General features: G+C 28.2%; 21 protein-coding genes. 10 read left to right on the top strand and 11 right to left on the bottom strand.

Annotation, left to right across the window (positions count from 1 at the left end; genetic code table 11):
* Positions 1-17 precede the first annotated feature (17 nt).
* A complete protein-coding gene (locus tag H0I28_RS03185; RefSeq protein WP_157603543.1) occupies positions 18-374 on the top strand; it encodes a DUF6567 family protein in 357 nt (118 codons plus the stop codon).
* Positions 375-708: 334 nt separating this feature from the next.
* Here the strand turns inward: H0I28_RS03185 and H0I28_RS03180 are convergent, their stop codons facing one another.
* Positions 709-1,905: a class I SAM-dependent RNA methyltransferase gene (locus H0I28_RS03180; protein WP_218733294.1), complete on the bottom strand. Its 1,197-nt coding sequence runs from the start codon at positions 1,903-1,905 to the stop codon at positions 709-711.
* A gap of 180 nt (positions 1,906-2,085) precedes the next feature.
* Between H0I28_RS03180 and H0I28_RS03175 the strand changes: the two genes are divergently transcribed.
* Together H0I28_RS03175 and H0I28_RS03170 are read left to right on the top strand one after the other, a co-directional pair.
* Positions 2,086-2,811: a class I SAM-dependent methyltransferase gene (locus H0I28_RS03175; RefSeq protein WP_218733292.1), complete on the top strand. Its 726-nt coding sequence runs from the start codon at positions 2,086-2,088 to the stop codon at positions 2,809-2,811.
* Positions 2,808-3,485, top strand: coding sequence for a ZIP family metal transporter (locus tag H0I28_RS03170; protein WP_218733290.1), 678 nt, complete (start codon positions 2,808-2,810; stop codon positions 3,483-3,485). The genes H0I28_RS03175 and H0I28_RS03170 overlap by 4 nt, the downstream gene beginning before the upstream one ends.
* Positions 3,486-3,591: 106 nt before the next feature.
* Here the strand turns inward: H0I28_RS03170 and H0I28_RS03165 are convergent, their stop codons facing one another.
* Positions 3,592-5,775, bottom strand: a complete 2,184-nt coding sequence (locus tag H0I28_RS03165; RefSeq protein ID WP_218760442.1) for an ATP-dependent DNA helicase RecQ — start codon at positions 5,773-5,775, stop codon at positions 3,592-3,594.
* Between the two features lie 140 nt (positions 5,776-5,915).
* Between H0I28_RS03165 and H0I28_RS03160 the strand changes: the two genes are divergently transcribed.
* From H0I28_RS03160 to lptB, 4 genes are all read left to right on the top strand, one after another.
* The gene (locus H0I28_RS03160; RefSeq protein WP_218760441.1) at positions 5,916-6,884 is read left to right on the top strand and encodes an SIS domain-containing protein; all 969 of its coding nucleotides are present in this window, start codon (positions 5,916-5,918) and stop codon (positions 6,882-6,884) included.
* On the top strand, positions 6,884-7,711 hold the full coding sequence (gene tatC / locus H0I28_RS03155; RefSeq protein WP_218760440.1) for a twin-arginine translocase subunit TatC: 828 nt from the start codon (positions 6,884-6,886) through the stop codon (positions 7,709-7,711). Before H0I28_RS03160 ends, tatC begins: the two co-directional genes overlap by 1 nt.
* Positions 7,686-8,030 (top strand): carboxymuconolactone decarboxylase family protein, encoded by a 345-nt coding sequence (locus H0I28_RS03150; RefSeq protein WP_068448397.1) that lies wholly within the window; start codon positions 7,686-7,688, stop codon positions 8,028-8,030. The genes tatC and H0I28_RS03150 overlap by 26 nt, the downstream gene beginning before the upstream one ends.
* A gap of 135 nt (positions 8,031-8,165) precedes the next feature.
* Positions 8,166-8,903, top strand: a complete 738-nt coding sequence (lptB, locus tag H0I28_RS03145) for an LPS export ABC transporter ATP-binding protein (protein WP_218733284.1) — start codon at positions 8,166-8,168, stop codon at positions 8,901-8,903.
* On the opposite strand, the gene H0I28_RS03140 is transcribed toward lptB, so the two are convergent.
* The gene (locus H0I28_RS03140; RefSeq protein WP_218760439.1) at positions 8,900-10,132 is read right to left on the bottom strand and encodes an ATP-binding protein; all 1,233 of its coding nucleotides are present in this window, start codon (positions 10,130-10,132) and stop codon (positions 8,900-8,902) included. The genes lptB and H0I28_RS03140 overlap by 4 nt on opposite strands.
* On the bottom strand, positions 10,104-10,847 hold the full coding sequence (locus tag H0I28_RS03135; protein WP_218760438.1) for a phosphatidylcholine/phosphatidylserine synthase: 744 nt from the start codon (positions 10,845-10,847) through the stop codon (positions 10,104-10,106). The genes H0I28_RS03140 and H0I28_RS03135 overlap by 29 nt, the downstream gene beginning before the upstream one ends.
* A 169-nt stretch (positions 10,848-11,016) precedes the next feature.
* On the opposite strand from H0I28_RS03135, the gene H0I28_RS03130 reads away from it, so the two are divergent.
* From H0I28_RS03130 to H0I28_RS03120, 3 genes are all read left to right on the top strand, one after another.
* Positions 11,017-12,000: a YheT family hydrolase gene (locus tag H0I28_RS03130; protein WP_218760437.1), complete on the top strand. Its 984-nt coding sequence runs from the start codon at positions 11,017-11,019 to the stop codon at positions 11,998-12,000.
* A 70-nt stretch (positions 12,001-12,070) separates the two neighbouring features.
* Positions 12,071-13,141: a PorV/PorQ family protein gene (locus H0I28_RS03125; RefSeq protein ID WP_218760436.1), complete on the top strand. Its 1,071-nt coding sequence runs from the start codon at positions 12,071-12,073 to the stop codon at positions 13,139-13,141.
* A gap of 5 nt (positions 13,142-13,146) precedes the next feature.
* Positions 13,147-14,322, top strand: a complete 1,176-nt coding sequence (locus H0I28_RS03120) for a DUF4105 domain-containing protein (RefSeq protein WP_218760435.1) — start codon at positions 13,147-13,149, stop codon at positions 14,320-14,322.
* Here H0I28_RS03120 and H0I28_RS03115 read toward each other — a convergent pair.
* The 7 genes from H0I28_RS03115 to H0I28_RS03085 form a co-directional block, all read right to left on the bottom strand.
* Positions 14,309-15,691 (bottom strand): exopolysaccharide biosynthesis polyprenyl glycosylphosphotransferase, encoded by a 1,383-nt coding sequence (locus H0I28_RS03115; protein WP_218760433.1) that lies wholly within the window; start codon positions 15,689-15,691, stop codon positions 14,309-14,311. The genes H0I28_RS03120 and H0I28_RS03115 overlap by 14 nt on opposite strands.
* A 105-nt stretch (positions 15,692-15,796) precedes the next feature.
* Positions 15,797-16,702: an SGNH/GDSL hydrolase family protein gene (locus H0I28_RS03110; RefSeq protein WP_218752800.1), complete on the bottom strand. Its 906-nt coding sequence runs from the start codon at positions 16,700-16,702 to the stop codon at positions 15,797-15,799.
* Positions 16,703-16,705: 3 nt separating this feature from the next.
* Positions 16,706-18,130 (bottom strand): MBOAT family protein, encoded by a 1,425-nt coding sequence (locus tag H0I28_RS03105; protein ID WP_218760432.1) that lies wholly within the window; start codon positions 18,128-18,130, stop codon positions 16,706-16,708.
* A gap of 3 nt (positions 18,131-18,133) precedes the next feature.
* Positions 18,134-19,315 carry a glycosyltransferase family 4 protein gene (locus H0I28_RS03100; protein WP_218760431.1) on the bottom strand — a complete coding sequence of 394 codons (1,182 nt, stop codon included), beginning with the start codon at positions 19,313-19,315 and terminating at the stop codon, positions 18,134-18,136.
* Between the two features lie 31 nt (positions 19,316-19,346).
* Positions 19,347-20,675, bottom strand: a complete 1,329-nt coding sequence (locus tag H0I28_RS03095) for a hypothetical protein (RefSeq protein WP_218733265.1) — start codon at positions 20,673-20,675, stop codon at positions 19,347-19,349.
* The gene (locus tag H0I28_RS03090) at positions 20,672-21,685 is read right to left on the bottom strand and encodes a glycosyltransferase family 4 protein (RefSeq protein WP_218752797.1); all 1,014 of its coding nucleotides are present in this window, start codon (positions 21,683-21,685) and stop codon (positions 20,672-20,674) included. The genes H0I28_RS03095 and H0I28_RS03090 overlap by 4 nt, the downstream gene beginning before the upstream one ends.
* Entirely contained in the window at positions 21,675-23,018 is a 1,344-nt protein-coding gene (locus H0I28_RS03085; RefSeq protein WP_218760430.1) for an O-antigen ligase family protein, read from the bottom strand. Before H0I28_RS03085 ends, H0I28_RS03090 begins: the two co-directional genes overlap by 11 nt.
* Position 23,019: the final 1 nt, after the last annotated feature.

Here is a 23,019-nt window from a genome sequence, read left to right as displayed (position 1 = left end):
TATATAACATTTCTTAAATGAAAAAAACTTTTTTTATTATGGTTATTGCTGCAGCACTAACCTCTTGCAAAACATCTAGCCTTTATAGTGGTGGTTATCAACAACAAAATCAAACTCAAACAATCTTATCAAGTTCTAATTTTAACGTATTAGGTAGTTTTACTGGTACTGTTACAGAAAAAATATTGACAGGAAACATCACAAATAAAGTAGGAATTATCGCTAGAGCTAAAGCAAAAATGTTAGAAGATGCAAAAGCTGCAGGTGTAGAATTAATAGGTAGTAGAGCTCTTGTTAATGTATCTGTTGATTTAATTGAAACAAAAAAAAGAATTTCAGCAACTATGACTGCAGAAATAATAGAGTTTAAATAAAACACTAAATTCAGGTTTTCTTTAAACAATCTAATTTTAAATAAATCTCAACAAAAGCAGAAAACAACTTTATACAAATTAGATTAGAAAACTAAAAATGTCTTAAATAAATCGAAATCATTCAATTTATTTAAGACATTTTTTAATATTTAGCTTTTCTTATATAGGTTTCCTAACTTTTACAAACAAGTCTAGCCCTGATTGAAGTGACATCCTTTTTTTTTTACAAAAAGATATAACGGAAAGCAGGAAATGGCTTCTAATAAAGATTCCCCAATCGTTAAAAGAACTTATTTCTTAATAATTAACAGATTGCTTCGTTCCTCGCAATGACTTAATCATTTGTATCTTCCTCTGTATCCGTATCGTCTTCTTTACGTTCTTTAAACTTACGCGTTCCTTCGTACAAATCATACTTTACAAACTTACAGTTTAAATCTCCGTTTTTAAGAGCAATTCTTTTAGAGGTTCTTAGGCCCACACATTTTAAAGCATCTGTATCCGATGTAATTAACCAAGCCGTAGAACCAGGATAATTATTTTTAAGTGTATCTCCTATTTTTTTATAGAACTCTTCTGTATCAATGTTTAAACGCTCGCCATAAGGTGGGTTAAACAAAATTGTAGTGTTTCCAAAAACTTCTTTTGTTGAGTTAAAAAAGTTTACATGGTGCACACCAATAAAATCATCTAAATTGGCATTTGCAACATTGTCTTGTGCTTTTTGTACCGCAGAAGGCGCTTTATCAAACCCCATTATTTTAAAATGAGAAGAACGTATTTTCTTTAATAAGGATTCTTGAATTGTAAAATATAAATCCTCATCGTAATCTTTCCAATTCTCAAAAGCGAATAATTTTCTGTTGATGTTTGCCGGAATATTATTGGCAATCATAGCAGCTTCAATTAAAATAGTACCAGAACCACACATTGGATCAATAAAGTTTTCCTCACCCGTATAACCAGATAATAATACCATACCTGCAGCCAAAACTTCGTTTATTGGCGCAATATTAGTCGCTGTTCTATACCCTCTTTTATGTAAAGAATCTCCAGATGAGTCTAAAGAAACGGTTAACCAGTCTTTTTGAATGTGAATGTGAATTTTTAAATCTGGATAATCTAAATCTACATTAGGTCTTTTACTATATTTATGTCTAAAATAATCTGCAATTGCATCTTTAGATTTTAAAGAGATATAATGTGAGTTAGACGTAAAGTTCTTAGAATTTACTACTGCTCCTATTGCAAAAGTACCTTCAGTTTCTAAATAGTTTTCCCATTTAATTTTCTGAATTGCTTCATATAAATCTTCTTCATCGTAGATTTTACAAACTTTAATCGGTTTTAAAATTCTTACAGCGGTTCTTAAAGCAATATTTGCTTTGTACATAAAACCTGTATCTCCTCTAAAAGAAACCATTCTAACTCCCTCATTAACATCTTGTGCTCCTAGGTCTCTTAACTCTTTTGCCAAAACACCTTCTAAACCGAAAAGTGTTGTTGCTGTCATTTTAAAATCTTTGTTCATGCTCATAAAATTGACTGCAAAAATACTATTTATAAATAGCTTTTATACTAATTAAGAAATTCATTTTACAGAACGTAAGATTTGGTTACTTTTACAGACTGAAATGTCTATAATGGCACAAGGCTAAGAATGGCCAATAGCAATGAAAGTAATTCGCTGGTTATTGCAAATTTTATAAAAATGAAAACAAAAGATTGGTTTACAGATTGGTTTAACACCCCTTACTATCACACACTTTATAAGGAACGAAATGACAATGAAGCGCAATTGTTTATGAAGAATATTACTTCTTTTTTAAACTTGCCAAAAACAACGCATATTTTAGATTTACCATGTGGTAAAGGGCGTCATTCTGTCTTTTTAAACTCTTTAGGCTATACTGTTACGGGTGGTGATTTGGCAGAAAACAGTATTAGTGCTGCAAAAGAATTTGAAAATGATACGTTAAAATTTAATGTGCATGACATGCGCAAACCTTTTCATCATACTTATGATGCTATTTTTAACTTATTTACAAGTTTCGGTTATTTTAAAGACGATAAAGAGGATATTTTAATTCTAGAGAATATTAAAAACGGCTTGAATAAAGACGGAGTTTTTGTATTTGACTTTTTAAATGCCGAAAAAGTAAAGCTGAATTTAGTTAAGAAAGAAACAAAAACTGTAGATAATATCACCTTTCATATAGAAAGAGAAATTAAAGATGGTTTTATCTTAAAGCATATTTCTTTTTTTGCTGATGGAAAAAACCACTCTTATACAGAACAAGTTAAAGACTTAGACCTTATTAAAATGACCACATTTTTAGAAAAAGTAGGATTTACAATTACAAGCGTTTTTGGAAATTACAACTTAGATACCTTTGAATCAAAAAATTCTGATCGATTAATTATTATTGCAAAATGAGTTATGTCTTATTATTAACAGCAGTTTTTATTGGTTCTTTACTGGTCTATATAATAAAACCAAGTAAAAAAGCTGTTCGTCTATTATTAGCTTTTAGTGGCGCTTATTTATTATCTGTTACTATTCTGCATTTACTACCAGGAGTATATGCTGAAACTACAGAATATAAAAAAATAGGAATTTTTATATTAATCGGAATTATTATTCAGTCTATATTAGAATCTTTTTCTAAAGGAGCAGAACACGGACATATTCATATTCATTCTGATGGTAAAGAGTTTCCAACCTTGTTATTTATAAGTTTGTCTTTACACGCATTTTCCGAAGGTTTACCTATTCATCATGCAGGAGATAATTTATTATGGGCAATTATAGTGCATAAAATACCAATTGCATTTGTTTTAACAACCTTTTTAATTCAGACGAAATATTCTAAAAAAATAACTTTTATTTTCTTGATTGTTTTTGCATTGATGAGTCCTCTTGGATTATTATTAGGAGATAAAATTCCATTTTTTACAACCTATGCAAAAGAAATAACAGCTATAATTATTGGTGTCTTTCTTCATATTTCTACCATTATTCTTTTTGAAGGCTCTGAAAATCATAAATTTAATTTAAAAAAATTTATTGCCATTATTTTAGGGGTATTACTTACTATTTTTACTTTATAGAATTTTACTTCTTTTACAATACAAAAAAGCACCTATTTCTAGGTGCTTTTTTGTATTGTAATAAATATTCTACTAATATTTTTTTTATTCTCTATAAGAACCTGTATTAATTAGCGACTTCGTTTATAAATTTAATTCTCATTAACCTTAATTCCTCTTCATCATAATCACCATCAAACTCATCTAAAGACTCTTGAATATTATCAGAATCTGCTTCCATAAAATAATCATGAATTTCTTCTTGTTGATCTTCGTCTAGCAAATCATCTAAAGCATAATCAATATTCAGCTTCGTTCCAGAAAAAATAATTCCTTCCATAGCCTTAATTAATTCTCCCATTTCAAGTCCTTTAGACTTTGCAATATCTTCCAAAGGCAATTTTTTATCCGTATTCTGAATAATAAAAAGCTTTAAGCCAGAGTTTGTCCCCGTACTTTTTACTATTAAATCATCTGGTCTTAGAATTTCATTCTCTTCTACATAAGAAGCAATTAATTTCACAAAATCCTTTCCAAATTTTCTTGCTTTACCTTCTCCTACTCCATGAACTGTAGAAAGTTCCGCTAAGTTAATTGGGTATTTTAAAGCCATATCATCTAATGAAGGGTCTTGAAAAACAGCAAATGGAGGCACTCCTTGTTTTGTTGCTACACTTTTACGTAAGTCTTTTAATAGTTTTACTAACTTATCATCAGCAACACCACCTGAAGATTTTGCATTTGTAATAATAGAGTTATCATCTTCTTCACTATAAGAATGGTCTTCTGTCATCATAAATGAAGTAGGATTCTTTATAAAGGCATCTCCTTTTTCAGTTAATTTAACAACACCATATTGTTCTATTTCTTTCTTTATTAAATTAACCACCAAAATCTGTCTGATAAGTGCCATCCAATAAAGTGCAGATTTATCTTTACCACTTCCAAAAAAGGATTGTAGATGTGTTTTATGAGACGTTAATAAAGCGTTTTCTTTTCCTACAATTGTATTTACAATCTCTTTAGATTTATATTTTTGTAAGGTCTTTTTAACAACATTTAATAAGAGTTTAACGTCTTCTTTTGCTTCGTGTTTTTTCTTCGGATTTCTAGAATTGTCATCCATATCTGCTCCCTCACCATTTTCAACGTCAAATTCTTCGCCAAAATAATGCAACAAATATTTACGTCTGTTCATAGAGGTTTCTGCATAACCAACCACTTCTTGCAATAATGCATGCCCAATTTCTTGCTCTGCAACAGGCTTGCTAGCCATAAATTTCTCTAACTTCTCTATATCTTTATAAGCATAGAACGCTAAACAATACCCTTCTCCGTCATCACGCCCCGCTCTACCAGTTTCTTGATAATAACTTTCTAAACTTTTAGGAATATCATGATGAATTACAAAACGAACATCTGGCTTGTCAATTCCCATACCAAATGCAATCGTTGCAACAACCACATCACAATCTTCCATTAAAAACATGTCTTGATGCTTTACTCTTGTTTTAGCATCTAAACCTGCATGATACGGAACAGCTTTAATTCCGTTTACCTGTAAAATCTGAGCAACTTCTTCAACTTTTTTCCTGCTTAAGCAGTAGATAATTCCAGATTTACCCATTCTTTGTTTCACAAAGCGAATAATATCTTTTTCTACTTCCTTTGTTTTTGGTCTTACTTCATAAAATAAATTAGGTCTATTAAATGACGCTTTAAATCTATTCGCTTCCGGAATTCCTAAAGTTTTTAAAATATCTTCTTGTACTTTTTCTGTTGCAGTTGCCGTTAAACAAATAACAGGTACATTATCTATTGCCTTAATGATATGTTTTAGATTTCTATATTCAGGTCTAAAATCATGACCCCATTCAGAAATACAATGTGCTTCATCAATCGCTACAAAAGAAATCTTTTGAGTTCTTAAAAAAGCAACATACTCTTCTTTTATTAAAGATTCTGGCGCTACATACAAAAGTTTTGTAATTCCGTTAGCAATATCTTCTTTAACTTGAGCGATTTCAGTCTTATTTAAAGATGAATTTAAAACATGTGCCACACCATTGTGTTCAGAAATACCTCTAATTGCATCTACTTGATTTTTCATTAAAGCAATTAATGGAGAAACTACGATAGCAGTTCCTTCTGTCATTAATGCAGGTAACTGATAACAAAGAGACTTTCCTCCACCTGTTGGCATTATTACAAAAGTGTTGTTATTCTCAACAATACTTTTAATTACTTGCTCTTGTAAACCTTTAAATTTATTAAATCCAAAGAACTTTTTTAGAGGGGTATATAAATCCATTTTTATTAAATATTATTTTAACTTTAAAATCAACTCACAAACATACTATTATATTTGCTCTAATTATTATTTATAGTAAATTTGCTTGTTTCTTAATCTAAAGATATAACTTTTTTTTATTCTGATAAAACACCAAACATTTGAAAAAGACAAACACAATTATAAATACTGCCAAAGAAACTATTTTAACAGAAAGTAATGCTATTGCTAATTTAGCAAAATTAATTGATGCGGACTTTGAAGAGGCCGTTAATTTTATTTTAAATTCTAATGGAAGGGTTATTGTAACCGGAATTGGTAAAAGCGCAAACATTGCTGCTAAAATAGTTGCTACATTTAATTCTACAGGAACACCTGCTATTTTTATGCATGCTGCAGACGCTATTCATGGAGATTTAGGAAATGTACAACAAGACGATGTTGTTATTTGTCTCTCTAAAAGTGGTAATACTCCAGAAATTAAAGTTTTAGTTCCATTGATAAAAAATTATGGGAATAAAATAGTAGCAATTACAGGAAATGTAGACTCCTATTTAGGCGAACATGCAGACTTTACATTAAATGCTTATGTAGAAAAAGAAGCGTGCCCAAATAATTTAGCACCAACAACAAGTACCACTGCACAATTAGTTTTGGGTGATGCACTGGCTGTTTGTTTACTAGATTTACGCGGTTTTACAAGTAAAGATTTTGCAAAATACCATCCTGGAGGCGCTTTAGGTAAGCGTTTGTATTTAAGAGTAGCTGATTTGGTAGAAAAAAACCAAGTTCCTGCTGTTAACGAAACAGATAGTATCGCAAAAGTTATTGTAGAGATTTCTGAAAAAAGATTAGGGGTTACTGCTGTTTTAAATAAAGAAAAATTAACGGGTATTATTACCGATGGAGATATTAGAAGAATGCTTTCTAAATCTACACAAATTTCTCAAATTACAGCAAAAGATATAATGGGTAAAAACCCAAAAACTATTTTAGAAGATGCAATGGCGGTAGATGCATTAACTCTAATGGAAAAAAATAGCATTACACAAATGTTAGTTGTAGACCATAAAAACAAATATGTTGGTGTTGTACATTTACATGATTTAATTAAAGAAGGTATTTTTTAATGGCAGAGCAACAAAAAGAAATGTCCTTTTTAGGTCATTTAGAAGAATTAAGATGGCACTTGGTAAGAAGTGCTGCCGCAATATTTATCATAGCAATTGTATTATTTGTGTTTCAAAAAGAAGTGTATGAAAACTTCTTATTAGCACACAGAAAATCCGATTTTATAACCTATCAACTATTTTGTGATTTTTTCACTTTTTTTAAGTTGGATAGTAGCTTTTGTAATGTTGTTTTTAAAGACAACTTAATAAGTTTAAAGCCCACCCAACAATTAATGAATTCTATTTGGTCTTCATTTATATTGGGTATTATTTTGGCTTTCCCTTATCTATTATGGGAAATTTGGCGTTTTGTGGCACCTGGATTAACAAAAAAAGAAGTAAATAAGTCTAGAGGATTTATTTTTATAGCTTCTTTTTTATTTTTCTGTGGTATCGCATTTAGCTTTTATGTAATTGCACCTATTTCTATACACTTTTTGTATAATTATCAAATTACAGATTTAATTCAGAATAACTTTACAATGGACTCTCATATAGGGCTAGTCACCAATATGTTATTAGGTGTTTCAATTTTATTTGAACTACCCGTTTTAGTTTACTTTTTAACTAAAATTGGTTTGGTAACACCAGAGTTTTTAAAAAAATATAGAAAACATGCTTTAGTAGTTGTATTAATTTTAGCAGCTATTATTACGCCACCAGATGTTGCTAGTCAAGTAATTGTGGCCATTCCTATTCTTATTTTATATGAGGTAAGTATTAGAGTTTCTAAAATAGTAATAAAAAAACAAAATAAAAATGCACGAAAAAGTACAGGAGTTTAATGACTATCGTCAGAAAATGAACGATAAAATTTTAGATTCTGATAATAAAGTAATAAAAAGAATATTCAATTTAGACACAAATACCTTTAAAGAAGGTCATTTACCTGTTAAAACAAAAGAACTTTTAGGTTTAGTTGCTTCTGCTGTTTTACGTTGTGATGATTGTGTACAATATCATTTGGAAGCTGCTATGAAAAATGGAGTTACTAAAGAAGAAATGATGGAAACAATGTCTATTGCTACCTTGGTTGGTGGTACTATTGTAATTCCGCATTTAAGAAGAGCTGTTGAGTATTGGGAAATGCTAGAAAATAAGTAAGCTCTTTTGAGTTGCAGTAATCAGTAAAAAATGAATGTTGTGAATCTATTAAGATTAAAAAAAACATAATTTATTACTTTTACACAAACTAACATTACACGTTTCAACAATTAAACAATTACATATTTATAAAATATGATTTTAAGAGCAGAGAACATAGAAAAAATCTACGGAAGTAGAAAAGTTGTTACCGGGATTTCTTTAGAGGTAAAACAAGGTGAAATCATCGGACTTTTAGGTCCTAATGGTGCCGGAAAAACAACTTCTTTCTATATGATTGTTGGGATGATAAAACCAAATTCTGGTAAAATTTTCTTAAATGATGAAGAAATTACCGAAGATGCCATGTATAAGCGTGCTCAGAAAGGTATTGGTTATCTAGCACAAGAAGCTTCTATTTTTAGAAAATTATCTGTTGAAGAAAATATTATGTCTGTTTTACAATTTACAGATTTATCTAAAAAAGAACAAAAAGAAAAATTAGAGTCTTTAATTGAAGAGTTTAATATTGGCCATGTTCGTAAAAACAGAGGAGACTTATTATCTGGAGGAGAAAGACGTAGAACAGAAATTGCACGTTGCTTAGCTTCCGATCCAAAATTTATTTTATTAGATGAACCTTTTGCTGGTGTAGACCCTATTGCTGTAGAAGATATACAAAGCATTGTGGCTCATTTAAAAGACAGAAATATTGGTATTTTAATTACAGATCATGATGTACAAGCAACTTTAGCGATTACAGATAAAACCTATTTAATGTACCAAGGAAGTATCCTAAAAAGCGGGACTCCAGAAGAGTTGGCAGCAGATGAAATGGTTAGAAAAGTATATTTAGGTAAAGACTTCGAATTGAAAAAGAAGAGAGTTTTTTAATCTTTACAGATTGATAATTTATCTTCTTTTTTAGAAATATTAAAATAGAAACAAACTCCTTTTTTATTATTTTCTCTTTTCTTTAAACCAACATTACCTCCAAGTCTTTTTACTATAGATTGTACTGTTGATAAACCAATACCGGTATTATTATCATTTGTACTTCCTAAAGTTTCAAACATTTCAAAGACTTTTTTAAAGTATTTTTCTTCAATACCAGGACCATTGTCTTCATAAATGAAATAATAGCTTTCTACATCCTCTTTAAAACTAACAGTAATAATAGATTTTTCTTCGTCAAAAAATTTCCTTGAATTAGATATTAAATTCTGAAAAACTTGTAGAAGCCCAATTTTAGAAGAAAAAACATTTAGATTTAAATGAGAAGTGTCTAAGAATATCTTATTTTCAAAATCTATATTGGTTATAATACTATCTAAAAATAATTTTAAATTAAAATGTTCAAAAACAATATTTTCACTGGTTACTTTAGAATAATTTAAAATTTCGTTTATCAAAGTATTTATATATACAACTCTATCTGAAATTAAACCAATGTACTCTTCTGCTCCAGTATTTTTAAAAAGAGCAATATGATCTTCTTTTAAAACATCTAACAAAAAACTAACACCATTTATTGGCGATTTTAAATCGTGTGTTAATCGATAAGCAAAACTATTTAGTTGGTCGTTTAACTTTTTTACCTCGCTATTAGAATTAGATAATTCTTTGTTTTTTTTTCGAAGTTCTAAAAGTACAACTACTTGTTTTGATAATAATTTTAAAGAATCTTTTTGATTATCTGTTAGAATCTTTGGTTTGTTATCAATAACACACAAAGTACCTAAAGGAACCCCTTCTGAACTATTTAATGGAGCGCCTGCGTAAAAAATTACATTCGGTTCATTAATCGTTAAAGGATTATCAAAAAAACGTTTATCTTTTGATGCATCATTTATTATAAATAACTCATTGGGATCTAAAATTGCATGTGAACAAAAAGCGACATCTCTTGGTGTTTCTGTTACGCCTTCTATACCGTGTGTAGATTTAAACCATTGTCTATTTTTATCAATAATAGAAACTAGGGCAATTGAAGTATTACATATACTTGATGCTATTTTTGTAATTGCATCATATTCATCTTCCGGTAAAGAGTCTAAAATATTATAACTTTTTAAAACGTCTAACCTTTCTTGTTCATTTTGGGGGATTCTGGCTATTTCCATTAAATACAATTATTTTGTTAATAAGTGATATTATAATGTACAATATAATAATAAATGGAATAGAAAGGAAATGTAAAGTGTAAATTAAAATTAAAGATGCAAAAAGAAAAGAATATACAATTATGTTCTTTTTAAATGAATAATCTTTAAATTTTAAAGAAAATAAAGGTAATTCTGCATTCATTAAATAGGTTAAAATCAAAGTAACAGCAATTAAAAAGGAATTACTTGCTATTAACTCCTGAGCAAATGCTACCGTTGAGTATTCTTGAATTAGAGGTAAAGAAATGATAAATAAACTCATTGCAGGTGTTGGTAACCCTATAAAAGAATCTGATTGTCTTGTATCAATATTAAATTTGGCCAATCTATAACAAGCTCCTAAAGTTAATAGTAAACCTAAAAAAGGCAAATAACTTTGCTCATTAAAATCTTGTATCCCTGCAGCATTCTCTATCAATAATTTATAAACGATAATTCCCGGTACAACTCCACTTGTAACCATATCCGCCAAAGAATCTAATTGTTTACCTAACTCTCCAGAAACATTTAGTAAACGCGCTGCAAAGCCATCAAAAAAATCAAATAAAATTCCTAAAACAACAAATAAACCTGCATATATAAAATTACCTTCAACCGCAAAAATAGTAGCTACTGTTCCACAAAAAAGATTACCTAGCGTTATTAAATTAGGAATGTGTTTCTTTAAATTCATTTTTTAGTTTAATTGAAAAGCTAAAATAAGAAATCAAATTTGCGTGGTTTAAATTATTCTTTATTTTTTTATGATATTTGTAAGTATTTTTTTAGAAAAAATCACAATTCATACTATACAACGAGTAAAACTTTTAATTTCAATTTTTAAAATAGTTTAATTTCAATATATGCCTGTATTTACATCAGACTTCACTCCTACTTTTCTCTTTAAAAGTGGTCATTTTAATACTATTTACAGATCTGTTTTTACCAAAGAACATTGTAATTATCAACGAAAAAGAATTACTACTTGGGATAAAGATTTTATTGATTTAGACTTTTCTTTAGTGGGCTCTAAAACCTTGGCTTTATTAATTCACGGTTTAGAAGGAAGTTCTAATTCTAAATACATCATATCTACCACAAAACATTTAAATACAAAAGGATTAGATACTGTTTGTTTTAATTTAAGAGGTTGTTCTGGTGAAGATAATTTACTTTTAGGAACGTATCATAGTGGTAAAACAGAAGATGTAGATTTTGTTGTAAAACACCTTTTAGCCCATTATGACTATGAGAATATTGTACTAATTGGTTTTAGTTTAGGCGGTAATTTAACCTTAAAATATATAGGTGAACAATCTGAAAATATATCTTCTAAAATAAAAGGAGGAATTGCTGTTTCTGTTCCTATTGATATTGCTTCTGGAGAATATGAATTAGAAAAATTAAAGAACAAATTGTATTTAGAGCGGTTTTTGAAAAGCATGAAAATTAAAATTTTAGAAAAAGCAGCAAAATTTCCTGAATTTCATGTAGATAAAGATCAATTGGCAAAGGCTACCCGATTTAAACATTTAGAAAACCTATATACTGTGCCTATTTTTGGTTTTAAAAGTCCAGAAGATTACTGGGAAAAAGCGAGTGCCAAACCGTATTTATCAAAAATAAAAATACCAACTTTACTCATCAACTCTAAAGATGATACTTTTTTATCTGATAAATGCTTTCCTTTTGAGGAAGCTAATAATTCTAAAAATTTCTTTTTTGAAACTACAAATTATGGCGGTCATTGTGGCTTTATTTCTTCTTTTTACAACGCTAAAAACAACTGGCTAGAACTTAGAATTGAAAGATTTATCAAACAAAATATCCAGATTAATCTATTGTAAACAATATCTTTAAAAAACTACTGTTATTTTAGTATGTTTTTAGATATTTGTTACTGATAATTTTCACTCTTTGAAACAAAAAATATTATTTTTTATACTACTTAGTCCGCTCCTTTTATCTGCACAAGCATTTAGAAGTTACTCTAATGAATTTTTAACAATAGGAGTTGATGCGGCAGGCTTAGGAATGAGTAAAAGTGTTGTTGCTACAACCAATGATGTAAACTCTATCTATTGGAATCCTGCGGGATTAGTAGGTATAGAAGACTATCAAGGATCATTAATGCATGCTTCTTACTTTGCCGGAATTGCAAATTATAATCACGCTAGTTTTGCAATGCCAATAGACAAAGAAAGTGCCGTTGGAATTTCTATAATTCGTTTTGGGGTAGATGATATTTTAAATACCACAGAGTTAATTGATAGTGATGGAAACATCGATTATAACAGAATTCAACTATTTTCTTCCGTAGATTATGCTTTTAACTTTGCGTATGCTAGAAATTTAATTTTTAAGGATGTTAAATTTGGTGTAAATGCTAAAATTGTTAGAAGAATTATTGGTGATTTTGCTTCTTCTTACGGATTTGGCTTTGATGCAGGAATTCAGTTTGAACGAAATTCTTGGAAATTTGGATTGATGGCAAGAGATATTACCACTACTTTTAATAGTTGGGCAATTAATGAAGATGAATTTAACAAGATTAAAGACGCCATTCCTGGAGAAAATCAAGATTTACCAGAAACAACAGAAATTACCAAACCTAAATTACAATTAGGAGTGGCTAAAAGTTGGAGGATAGGCCGTATGTTTAATCTACTTTCGGAAGCAAATGCAAATATGCGTTTTACCAAAACCAATGATATATTTTCTTCTGATGTAGTAAGTATAGATCCAGCAATGGGTTTTCAGTTAGATTATGATGAATTAGTTTTCTTAAGAGCTGGTGTTGGTAATTTTCAATACATAACAGAATTCGACAATTCAAAATCACTTTCTATGCAACCCAATTTTGGTGTTGGCTTTAAATACAATGGCATAAAAATAGATTATGCTTTAACAAACATTGGTAGTGTTGGTAATGCATTGTATTCAAATATTTTTTCAATCACTATAGATTATAGTTTTTTTAGACCTTAGTTTTTATGAACAAAAAGTACTTTCTCTTACTATTTTTACTTTCCATATTTTCACCCTTAAAAGCACAACTACAACTTTCGGAGTATGCAGAAGTAAGTATTGTTACTGCAGGACCAGGAGAAGAATTATATGAAGCTTTTGGACATTCTGCCATTAGAATTAAAGATCCCGTTTTAAAATTAGATTTAATTTACAATTACGGAATGTTTGATTTTAATCAGCCTAACTTTTATACAAATTTTGCAAAAGGAAATATGATTTATAGCTTAGCTCGTTATGATTTTAAATACTTTATAGCAAGTTACAGAAGAGACAAACGTTGGTTAAAAGAGCAAGTTTTAAATTTAACAACGCAAGAAAAGCAACGCTATTTTAAATTTCTAGAAAACAATGCTTTGCCAGAAAACAGCAACTATCAATATGATCCTTATTTTGATAATTGCGCTACCAAATTAAGAGATATTACTAAAACTATTTTAGGAGATAAAGTTGTCTTTGACTACAACAACCTAGAAAAAAACATCACATTTAGACAATTAACAAACAATGAAATTCCTTGGAAATCTTGGGGTACTTTTGGCTTAAATCTAATAGCCGGTACAAAACTAGATGAACAAGCTACTTTTGAGCAATATATGTACTTACCAGACTATGTCTATAGTTCTTTTAAAAGTGCTACCGTTTATATTAAAAATCAACCACAAAAATTGATAAAGAAAGAAATAGTACTTCTAAACTTTAAAGAAAAAAAAGCTAAGACATCTATTTTTAATCCTTTTTTAATCTTTAGCGTTTTAGCCTTATTAGGTATTTACATTACATATAAAGACTTTAAAAATAATAAAAGAACGAAGTCTTTAGATTTTACCTTATTCTTTGTTACAGGTCTTATAGGTTGTGCATTATTTTTTCTTTGGTTTTTCTCTACACACTCCACAGCACCAAATAACTTTAACTTATTATGGGCATTTGCTCCTAATGTAGTGGTTGCTTTTCTATTGTTAAAAACACATCAACCAAGATGGTTGAAAAAATACATGCAATTATTACTATTATTTCTAGTTATAGTTCCTATTTTGTGGATCGTAGAAATTCAGGTGTTCCCTGTAGTTATAATCCCTTTATTAGTGTTCCTTGCAATAAGGTATTACTATTTATCAAAAAAAATTATTGACCTTTAAAATATAAGACCGTAGTAAATGTCTTTATAAAAATTTTGAAATCTAAAAAAGTACTACGTTCTTTAATATAATACAAGTCGTAACGTAATTTAGTTTCTTGCTCTTCTACAGTATTTGCATACGGGTAATTCACTTGAGCCCACCCCGTTAACCCAGGTCTAACAACGTGCCTAATTGCATAAAATGGTATCTTATCTTCTAAATCTTTTACAAACTCTGGTCTTTCTGGTCTAGGACCAATTAAACTCATATCTCCTTTTATAATATTAAAAAACTGAGGCATTTCATCTAGTCTAGTACGTCTTAAAAACTTTCCAAAAGCAGTAATTCTAATATCATTTTTTTTAGCCCAAACTGCTCCTCCTTTTTCAGCATCTCTAACCATAGACCTCAGCTTAAAAATTCTAAAAGGTTTACCATTCTTCCCAACTCTTAATTGAGTGTAAAACAAAGGACCTCTGTTTGCGATAATGTTACCAACAAAAATTAATGGAATAACACATAAAAAACCTATAGCTCCAATTAATGAAAGTAATATATCTATAATTCTTAAACCAAAAAGATAAAAATTATTAGAATTATTCTTACTAAAATTGATGTGCCTATAAAAATTATGGTCTAAATATTCTCTAGGAATTCTAACATTTACATCTTCATAAAAAGTTTCATAACTCACAATATTTACGCCTTTCTCAAATAACAAAATAAGTTCTTTGTTTAGACGATTCACTACTTCGTCAGAAAGATCTCTTTTAGATACAACTACTTCAGTAATAAAATTGTCTGCCAAAATTGAAGATATTGTAGTTTTAGAAATATCTATAAAACCATTAATTCCTTTAATTTCTTGATCAGATAAATAAGCAGAAACATCATGATAAGAATCATTATATACTTGAGTCAATAATTTTTTAATTCTTTCTGAATTACCAACGAAAACGATAGATTTAAAATATTTTGGAGAAAATATTAATGATATATATATAAAACGCCAAAGTAAAATTGGAATAAAAGAAAGCAAAAAGAAATAGCCTATTTGTAATCTATTAGGAGGTAATTCTGGCGAATAATAAGGAGTAAAAATATAAAAAATGGTAGTTGCAAAAACCGTAAGAACAGCCGCTCTAACGGTTAAATACCTATTATTAGAGACGTTTAAACCATACAGTTGAAAAATTTGACCAAAAATTGAAAAATAAAAAATTAATAATAATAACCAATTAAAAATGGCATTGCTATTAAATTTTATGTAGGTAAAATTGATAAATAATGAAGCTAGGTACAAACTAGAAATAAGAATAATAACATCTATTATTCTTAAAAAAAGTTTTCTTTCGGATACATTAAAGTAGGATATTTTTGTTGCCAAATGATGCTGTTTTTTAACCTGTTTTAATTTATTCAATTACATAAATGAGATTGAAAAAAGATTACTAAAATACTTTTTGGGAGTTGGTAAATTTATAAAAAAATATTAATTGATTAACATTTTAAAATTATTTATAAAAAATAATGTACTCTGTTTTCTTCCTTTAGTATTTACATGTATTCCATCATAAAATAATTCATTTTTATCTTCTAAAACTGATGAATGGTTTATAATAGTATATTCTAATTTATTATTAAAAGTAAACTTTTCTTGCTGATAAGGAGCGATATAAATTATTAATTCGCAATTATTTTCAATCAAATAATTTTGAACCTCTTTAATTATTGGATTGGTAATTTCTGTATTTATTTCTTTAATTTCAGAATTAAGGTTAACCTCTTTATGACTAGAAGATGGGTATGAATAGTTACCAAACTCATCAAATTTATTTCTAAACTTAGGTTTTATTGCACTCAACGTTGCAGGTAATAATAATTCTAAATTATAATATGAATAAGCAAAAAAAGGATTAAAATTAGAATTAGTTAATATGTTTAAAGCACTGTTTTCATATTTTTTAAAATGATTTCTCACATAATCTCTATTTACAAACGGTGCAAATCGATAGTCATTATTACCTAATTCTAAAGACGTTTTTGTAAAATGATTGGCATCTAAAACTAAAACCAAATAATCTGCTTTAAAATTAGATCTAAAAAAATGTTGAATCATTAAAAATTGAGTCTTTAAATCGGTATCATCCATAGATAAGTTAACACCTTTTACGCCTAATTTTTCATCAATTAAACCGCTATTAAGAGTCGTTAAACCTCTACTTGAACCTACTACAAAATAATCTAATTTTTTATCGGGATTAAATCCGTTTACTAAAAAAGAACTTTTATAAAAAGTAGATTTTCTTAAAAAATAATTAGTACCAAAAGCAATAATATTACCTATAATTAAAGTTAAAGCCGAAAAGTAAATTATTTTTTTTATAAATTTTTTCATCTTTTAAAATTGAAAATAGATAAAATCTGCATGATTTTTTATCGCTCCCAAGAAAGCAATAAATAAACATAAGAAAATTAAAAAATAAGAATTAAAATACGTTTCAACTCTTCCTTTTTTATCGTTATAAAGCTCTGTTGCTATTAAAAAAACAATGCTACAAAACGTAATACCTGTAATAATTAAATACTTACTTGTAGAAGCATAAAAACTTCCTCCGTTAGTTAAACTTAGAATTCTTGAAATATAATTAAAAGCATCAGTAATAGAAAGAGACCTAAATACAATCCATGAAAACATCACCAAAATAAAAGTAACTGCAATTTTTAAAATATTTAAATTGATATTCGTTTTCTTTACGTCTATTTTTTTTTTTTTTAATGCTATAAAAAGAGGAATATACAAAACTGCATGTATAAATCCCCAGAAAATAAAGGTCCAATTAGCACCATGCCAAAACCCACTAACTATAAATACAATGCCAACATTTCTTATAGACTTAAGTAAAGTTCCTTTACTTCCTCCTAGTGGAATATATAAATAATCTCTAAACCAAGTAGAAAGAGAAATATGCCAACGTTTCCAGAATTCCCCAATATTTTTTGATAAATAAGGAAACTTAAAATTGGTCATTAAATCAAAATTAAAAAGTCTAGCTGTACCAATTGCAATATCTGAATAACCAGAAAAATCTCCATAAATTTGAAATGAAAAAAGAAAAGCTCCTATTAAAAGAGATTCAAAAGATTGATTTTCATAGTTGTTAAAAATACCATTTACAATAATGGATGCATTATCTGCAATTACTATTTTCTTGAAAAATCCCCAAACAATTAGTTGTACACCAGAAACTGCTTTTTCATAAGAAAATGTTCTTTTCTTATAAAATTGTGGTAATAAATTTGAAGCCCTTTCTATGGGGCCCGCAACTAATTGCGGAAAAAAACTTACAAATGATAAAAAAGCTAAAAAATTATTGGTTGGTTCTAGTTTCTGTCTATAAATGTCTATTGAATAACTTAAGGTTTGAAATGTATAAAAACTGATACCAACAGGTAAAATAATTGTAAGTCTTTCGGCTGAAATAGAACTCCCAAAAAAGGTAAATGCTGATGTAAAACTCTCTAAAAAGAAATTATAGTATTTAAAAAAACCAAGTAAACCTAAATTAACAACAATACTTATTGTTAAAAATATTTTTCGTTTAGACGAGTCTTCTACTTTTCCTAGTTTTTTTCCAATAAAAAAATCTATGATAGAACTAAATAGTATTAAAATAAGAAAACGCCAATCCCAAAAACCATAAAAGACATAACTAGCAATTAAAACAACCCAATTCTGTCGTGTATTTGTTTTTGAAAAAACAAACCAATAAAGAATAAAAACTATTGGAAAAAAAACAGCAAAATCTATAGAGTTAAAAAGCATTTTTTAATTTAAGTTTATAAAATGTTGAAGTTTCTCCATTTGTAACTCTAAGTTAAATTCATTTACGTGAGCATTAATGTTATTTTTAGAACACATAATATAATCACTATTATCCATTTGTTTAAAAATAGAAATGTTTTTACATAAGCTTTTAAGATCGTTGGGCTCAGAAAATAAGCCAGATTTTTTAGAAGCAATAATCTCTTCTGCTTCACCAGAACCTACATATAAAATAGGAATACCTAATTGCATTAATTCAAATATTTTAGAAGGCAGAGCTCCATAAATTTTATTTTTTAAAGGAACAAAACCAATATCGAATTTTCTTATTTCATCTTTAATTTCTTTGGCCGATTTTACTCCATGAAAAAAAATATTGTTATCAGATTTTTCTGAAAACTGCTTAATTTCATTTTCTTCCATTCCTGCACCATAAATATGTAATTCTACACCAATTTCTTTAAAATTTATTTCATTACAAATATTTAAAATACCTTGTGCATAACCTAATAAGCCTGCATAGACAATTTTTAAATTGCCCTTGCTTTTTTCCTTAACCGAATACTTTCTGTAATTAGGTACATTTCTATAAATTAAAAAATCTGTATCAACAACTCCCTTTATATGCGTTAATATTTCTTCGGATTGTCCTATAATCTTATCAGCTAATTTATAATTTATTTTTTCAATTTTTTCTAAAAAGCTATAAAAGCTCCCTTTTTTAATCACCTCTAACTCTAAAGCCGACAAAGGCCAAATATCAGAAACATTTAAAATATTTTTACATCCTAAAACCTTACTCAATAGTAAGCCAGATAGCGCAACTAATAATGGTGGAGACTGAATAATAAAAACATCTGGTTTTTTTCTTACTAAACTAAAAATGGAAAACCAAAAAGACCAAGCAAATGATAACATACTAAATAAGCGTACAATTGCTTTTTTTGATTTAGAAGGAAATATCCAATATCTTTTTACAATAATCTCTTCTACTATTTCTTCTACAAAAAACTTTCCGCTATATTTTTCAAAAATTTTACCTTTCGGGTAATTAGGCAATGGGCACATAACAGTAACCTTATTCCCTTTACTTTTTAAGCCTTCTGCTAAATTTTTAATTCGATTGGCAGCTGCCCCCATTTCTGGAGGATAATAATTAGAAATAATGACAATATTTTTACTCACAGTTATAAATAGGTATTTTGTAAATGAATTTTTATTTTTTTAAAAGCTTTGATTCAACTATTTGTGGTTTTCCAGATTTTGAAGCAGCTATATAGGTTACTTCTTTATAACGTATTTTAAACTCTTCATCTAAAATATACTTTTGCAACTCCTTTGTTACACTTACTAAAACATCTTTATTAAAGCCCTTATCTTTAATATATTCAATAGTTATTTCACCTAGTTGTTCTTGAATTACTTTAAATTGTTTTATTTCAAGAACATACTCAAAAATACCAGTAAAGGAATGTACGGTCAGTTTTTTATTCTCAGACAAAAGTACAATATCAGTATCTCTACCAATAATTTTTTCTAATAGAGGATAATTAAAAGCTCGATTTTCGGGGTATTTTTCTTTAGGTAATTTAATCGCTAAATCTCCAATTTTATATCGTATTAGTGGCATCGAAAAACCATCTAATCTTGTAACAACTACATGTCCTAACTCTCCATCTGGTAAAGGATTATTATCATCATCTAAAATTTCTAAATATACATGTGGAGACATAATATACTTATATTCCAAATCTTTTTGACTCGCAATTAAAAAGCCTTCATTACAGCCATAAGTATCATAAACTTTAGTTGTAAAAGCTTTTTCTACATTTTTTTTATAGTGATTAAACATTTTATCTCCAAAACTAATGGCTGCCTTAAAATGTATATTGTAATTGTGTTCTAAAGCATATTCAGCAATAATATTCAAAGAAGATGCGTAACCTGCTAAGTAATAATTATTAGTATTATTCAACTCTTTAAAAAGGGTTTCTAACTGTTTTTCGGTTAATGAAAAAGCGGTTATATACTTTGTTTTAAACAAACTATCTTTTATAGATTTTAAAAAACCTCTATTGGGAGACATCCCCGTTTGTACAATAGAATCTCCTACTTTATAACCACTCCACTCCCACCAATGAGATAAAATAGCTCTAATAATTGACTGCTCTTTTTTATCCATAAAAACAGTGCTTTGAATACCTGAAGAACCACTACTCGAGTAAGATATTAAATTAGCTTTATTTACTTTATTAGAAAGTAAGCTATCTGAATTACCTCTAATATCATCCTTTGTCAAAATAGGAAAACCTTCTAACCAGCGATAAGGATCTTTCCCTTTTAATTGAATGGAATTGTATTTAGAAACTGTATTTACCGTATGTTCTAAAATATTTTTTAGATTCTTTTTTTGAAGATTTTCTAATTCAATTTCAGATAAACCGTCTACCTTTCTCCAATATTTTAATTGCTTTAAATATGAAGATTTATTCATAAAATCTCCTAGAGGTAAAAATAGATTTTCAATTAATTTATTATAAATCATTTTAAAATTTTAAACCATTTATACTTTATAATATCCCAATCGAATGTTTCTGCTTTTTCTCTAGCCTTTTTGGATAATGTTAGGTATTTACCTTCAATAACATCAATAATAGCATTTGTCATTGCATCAACATTCTCTTTATCAACCAGTAAACCATCTACCTTATTTTCTATTAAATACGGCATTCCTCCTACATTGGTACTCACAATAGTTAAACCTAACGCCATTGCTTCAATCACACTTATCGGAGTATTATCAAAATTAGTAGTATTTATAAAGACATCATATTCTGTAGCTTTTTTATGCCAATCTTCTTTTGTTAAAACGCCTGTAAACTCAACAGAGTCCTCTAAATTATATTTTTGAACTAAGTTTACAGTTTCTTGATATGAATCATCTAAAAATGGACCAACCATACACAGAACTGCATCAGGGTATTTCTTTTTTAATTCTAAAAGTATTTTAATCGCTAAGGTTGGGTTGTATAAATGTTTAAAAGATCTTACCCATAATAATTTAGGCTGAATGTTTGTTCTTTCTAAGTATTTATAGTCTTCTAAAGGAATTGTATTAGGAATAAATTCTGTTTTAAAGTTCTCTTTTTTAAATGCAACTTTTAAATAATTAGAAGGCGCTACATTTTTATAAGCATTTTTAAAAATAGTTTTTGATAATACTGGATTTTTGATAAGTCTTTTAGGTAAATCTCCTCCTCTTAAAATAGGAATGTATTTTAAAGAAAATAGTTTACATATTAATGAGATGATATAAGCATAATAAAAATTTAGCGTACTAAATGTATCGATCAAAACAAAATCCACCTTATTTCTTAACAGTATAGTCTTATAGATCATATCTAATAATCTAATTAATTTATTAGTCTTATTAGAGACTACTGTTAATTGAAAATGTTCTTTTTCTAATAACTCAGAAAGTATCGCTATTGAAGTTTTGTATTTCGATTTCTTAGAAAGATTATTGCCTATATATAAAATTCTTTTATTTATCATCTATCAAATCATTTTCAATGTCTGTAATTCTTATCAAACTTAAAGCATATATAAAACCAGGTAAAGCAACTCTCATTGCCGAATGGTTAATCGTTAAAAACCACATTATATAAAATGCTATTATAAATGCTTTTTGAAAGTTATTTGCTTTAAAAAAGTTAATGAGTGGTACAATTAATAATAATAGTAACAAAATAAACCCAATTAGACCATGTTCTTCCACTAACCTCCCCACCTCATTATGAGAGGCTGCCGTAAGTCTTTCATGAGATTTCATTCTTTCATACTTACCATTTCCTACACCAATACCCAAAGGATTCTCAAAGAAATTTATAAACTGATAAGCTAATATATCTATTCTACCAGTAGTAATATCTTTTTTTTGTATTCCAGCTGCATTTTTACCTGTAAATCTATTATCTAACATTCCACCAGTTATATTAGAGGTATAAACCCAAATAGCGACAAGAAAGAATCCAAGAATTAACGCATATTTAAACACTACCTGCACACTCATTTTTTTATATAAAATAAAAAAAAACGCAAACAAAATTAAAGCTATAGCTGCCGTAAAAAGTCCACCTCTAGAAAAAGTTAATAAACCTCTGTATATAAAGTAAATTAAAAAAAAAGAATCTAAATAAATATACCCTGTTAGCTTCTCTTTCAATAGTAAAAAAATAGCTATAATAAGTATACCAAGTCCAACAGCTGTAGCAACTTGATTAGGACCAAATCCCCCTGAGGTTTCAGCTAACGCAGCCCCTCCAAAAAGAATTTCTTTTAAATCTGGAGTTCTAAAATACATAAAAGTAATCATCGAAAACAAAGGCAGTAACATAAAAAACAAAGCATCTAGTAATTGTTGTTTACTTATAGGTCTATAATAGAAATATAAAGCACAGACACCTAATACAATAGGACCACTTAAATTAAACACAATATTTGTTCGTAAAGACTCTCCTTCTGGTACTTGTGTAAAAACAATACCCAATAATAAAAGTAAAATATAAAAAAGATAATGGACAGAAAACCTTTGTTTAAAAGGTCCTAAAAAGATTCCCAATACTAAAAACAGCATTACTCCGTATTTACCTGTTTCATAAAGAAAAAGCCCTTTAATCATTCTTAAAAAGATTTCTCCTCCTGCCATATAAGAAGCAAATAAAAAAGCTTCTTCATTTCTATTATTCGAACTAAAAATAACTATTAAAGGAATAATAAGACATACCAATCCATAAATTTTCGGGAATAAAGGAAATGTACCTAAATACCCTATAAGAATATGAATAGCTATAAGTTTTAATTTATTATTTAATATATATTGAATCAAA

The organism is Polaribacter sp. AHE13PA (assembly GCF_019278505.1).
Lineage (GTDB): Bacteria > Bacteroidota > Bacteroidia > Flavobacteriales > Flavobacteriaceae > Polaribacter.
This window is presented reverse-complemented; position numbering and strand designations above follow the sequence as displayed.

Bases quoted from the DNA above. Each gene is read 5' to 3' on its own strand.
- H0I28_RS03110 (WP_218752800.1), bottom strand. From the start codon at position 16,702: ATGAAAAAATTTATAAAAAAAATAATTTACTTTTCGGCTTTAACTTTA.
- H0I28_RS03180 (WP_218733294.1), bottom strand. From the start codon at position 1,905: ATGAACAAAGATTTTAAAATGACAGCAACAACACTTTTCGGTTTAGAA.
- H0I28_RS03120 (WP_218760435.1), top strand. From the start codon at position 13,147: ATGAACAAAAAGTACTTTCTCTTACTATTTTTACTTTCCATATTTTCA.
- H0I28_RS03140 (WP_218760439.1), bottom strand. From the start codon at position 10,132: ATGGAAATAGCCAGAATCCCCCAAAATGAACAAGAAAGGTTAGACGTT.
- H0I28_RS03130 (WP_218760437.1), top strand. From the start codon at position 11,017: ATGCCTGTATTTACATCAGACTTCACTCCTACTTTTCTCTTTAAAAGT.
- H0I28_RS03185 (WP_157603543.1), top strand. From the start codon at position 18: ATGAAAAAAACTTTTTTTATTATGGTTATTGCTGCAGCACTAACCTCT.
- H0I28_RS03105 (WP_218760432.1), bottom strand. From the start codon at position 18,130: ATGCTTTTTAACTCTATAGATTTTGCTGTTTTTTTTCCAATAGTTTTT.
- H0I28_RS03090 (WP_218752797.1), bottom strand. From the start codon at position 21,685: ATGATAAATAAAAGAATTTTATATATAGGCAATAATCTTTCTAAGAAA.
- lptB (WP_218733284.1), top strand. From the start codon at position 8,166: ATGATTTTAAGAGCAGAGAACATAGAAAAAATCTACGGAAGTAGAAAA.
- H0I28_RS03175 (WP_218733292.1), top strand. From the start codon at position 2,086: ATGAAAACAAAAGATTGGTTTACAGATTGGTTTAACACCCCTTACTAT.
- H0I28_RS03150 (WP_068448397.1), top strand. From the start codon at position 7,686: ATGCACGAAAAAGTACAGGAGTTTAATGACTATCGTCAGAAAATGAAC.
- H0I28_RS03165 (WP_218760442.1), bottom strand. From the start codon at position 5,775: ATGGATTTATATACCCCTCTAAAAAAGTTCTTTGGATTTAATAAATTT.
- H0I28_RS03170 (WP_218733290.1), top strand. From the start codon at position 2,808: ATGAGTTATGTCTTATTATTAACAGCAGTTTTTATTGGTTCTTTACTG.
- tatC (WP_218760440.1), top strand. From the start codon at position 6,884: ATGGCAGAGCAACAAAAAGAAATGTCCTTTTTAGGTCATTTAGAAGAA.
- H0I28_RS03135 (WP_218760438.1), bottom strand. From the start codon at position 10,847: ATGAATTTAAAGAAACACATTCCTAATTTAATAACGCTAGGTAATCTT.
- H0I28_RS03095 (WP_218733265.1), bottom strand. From the start codon at position 20,675: ATGATTTATAATAAATTAATTGAAAATCTATTTTTACCTCTAGGAGAT.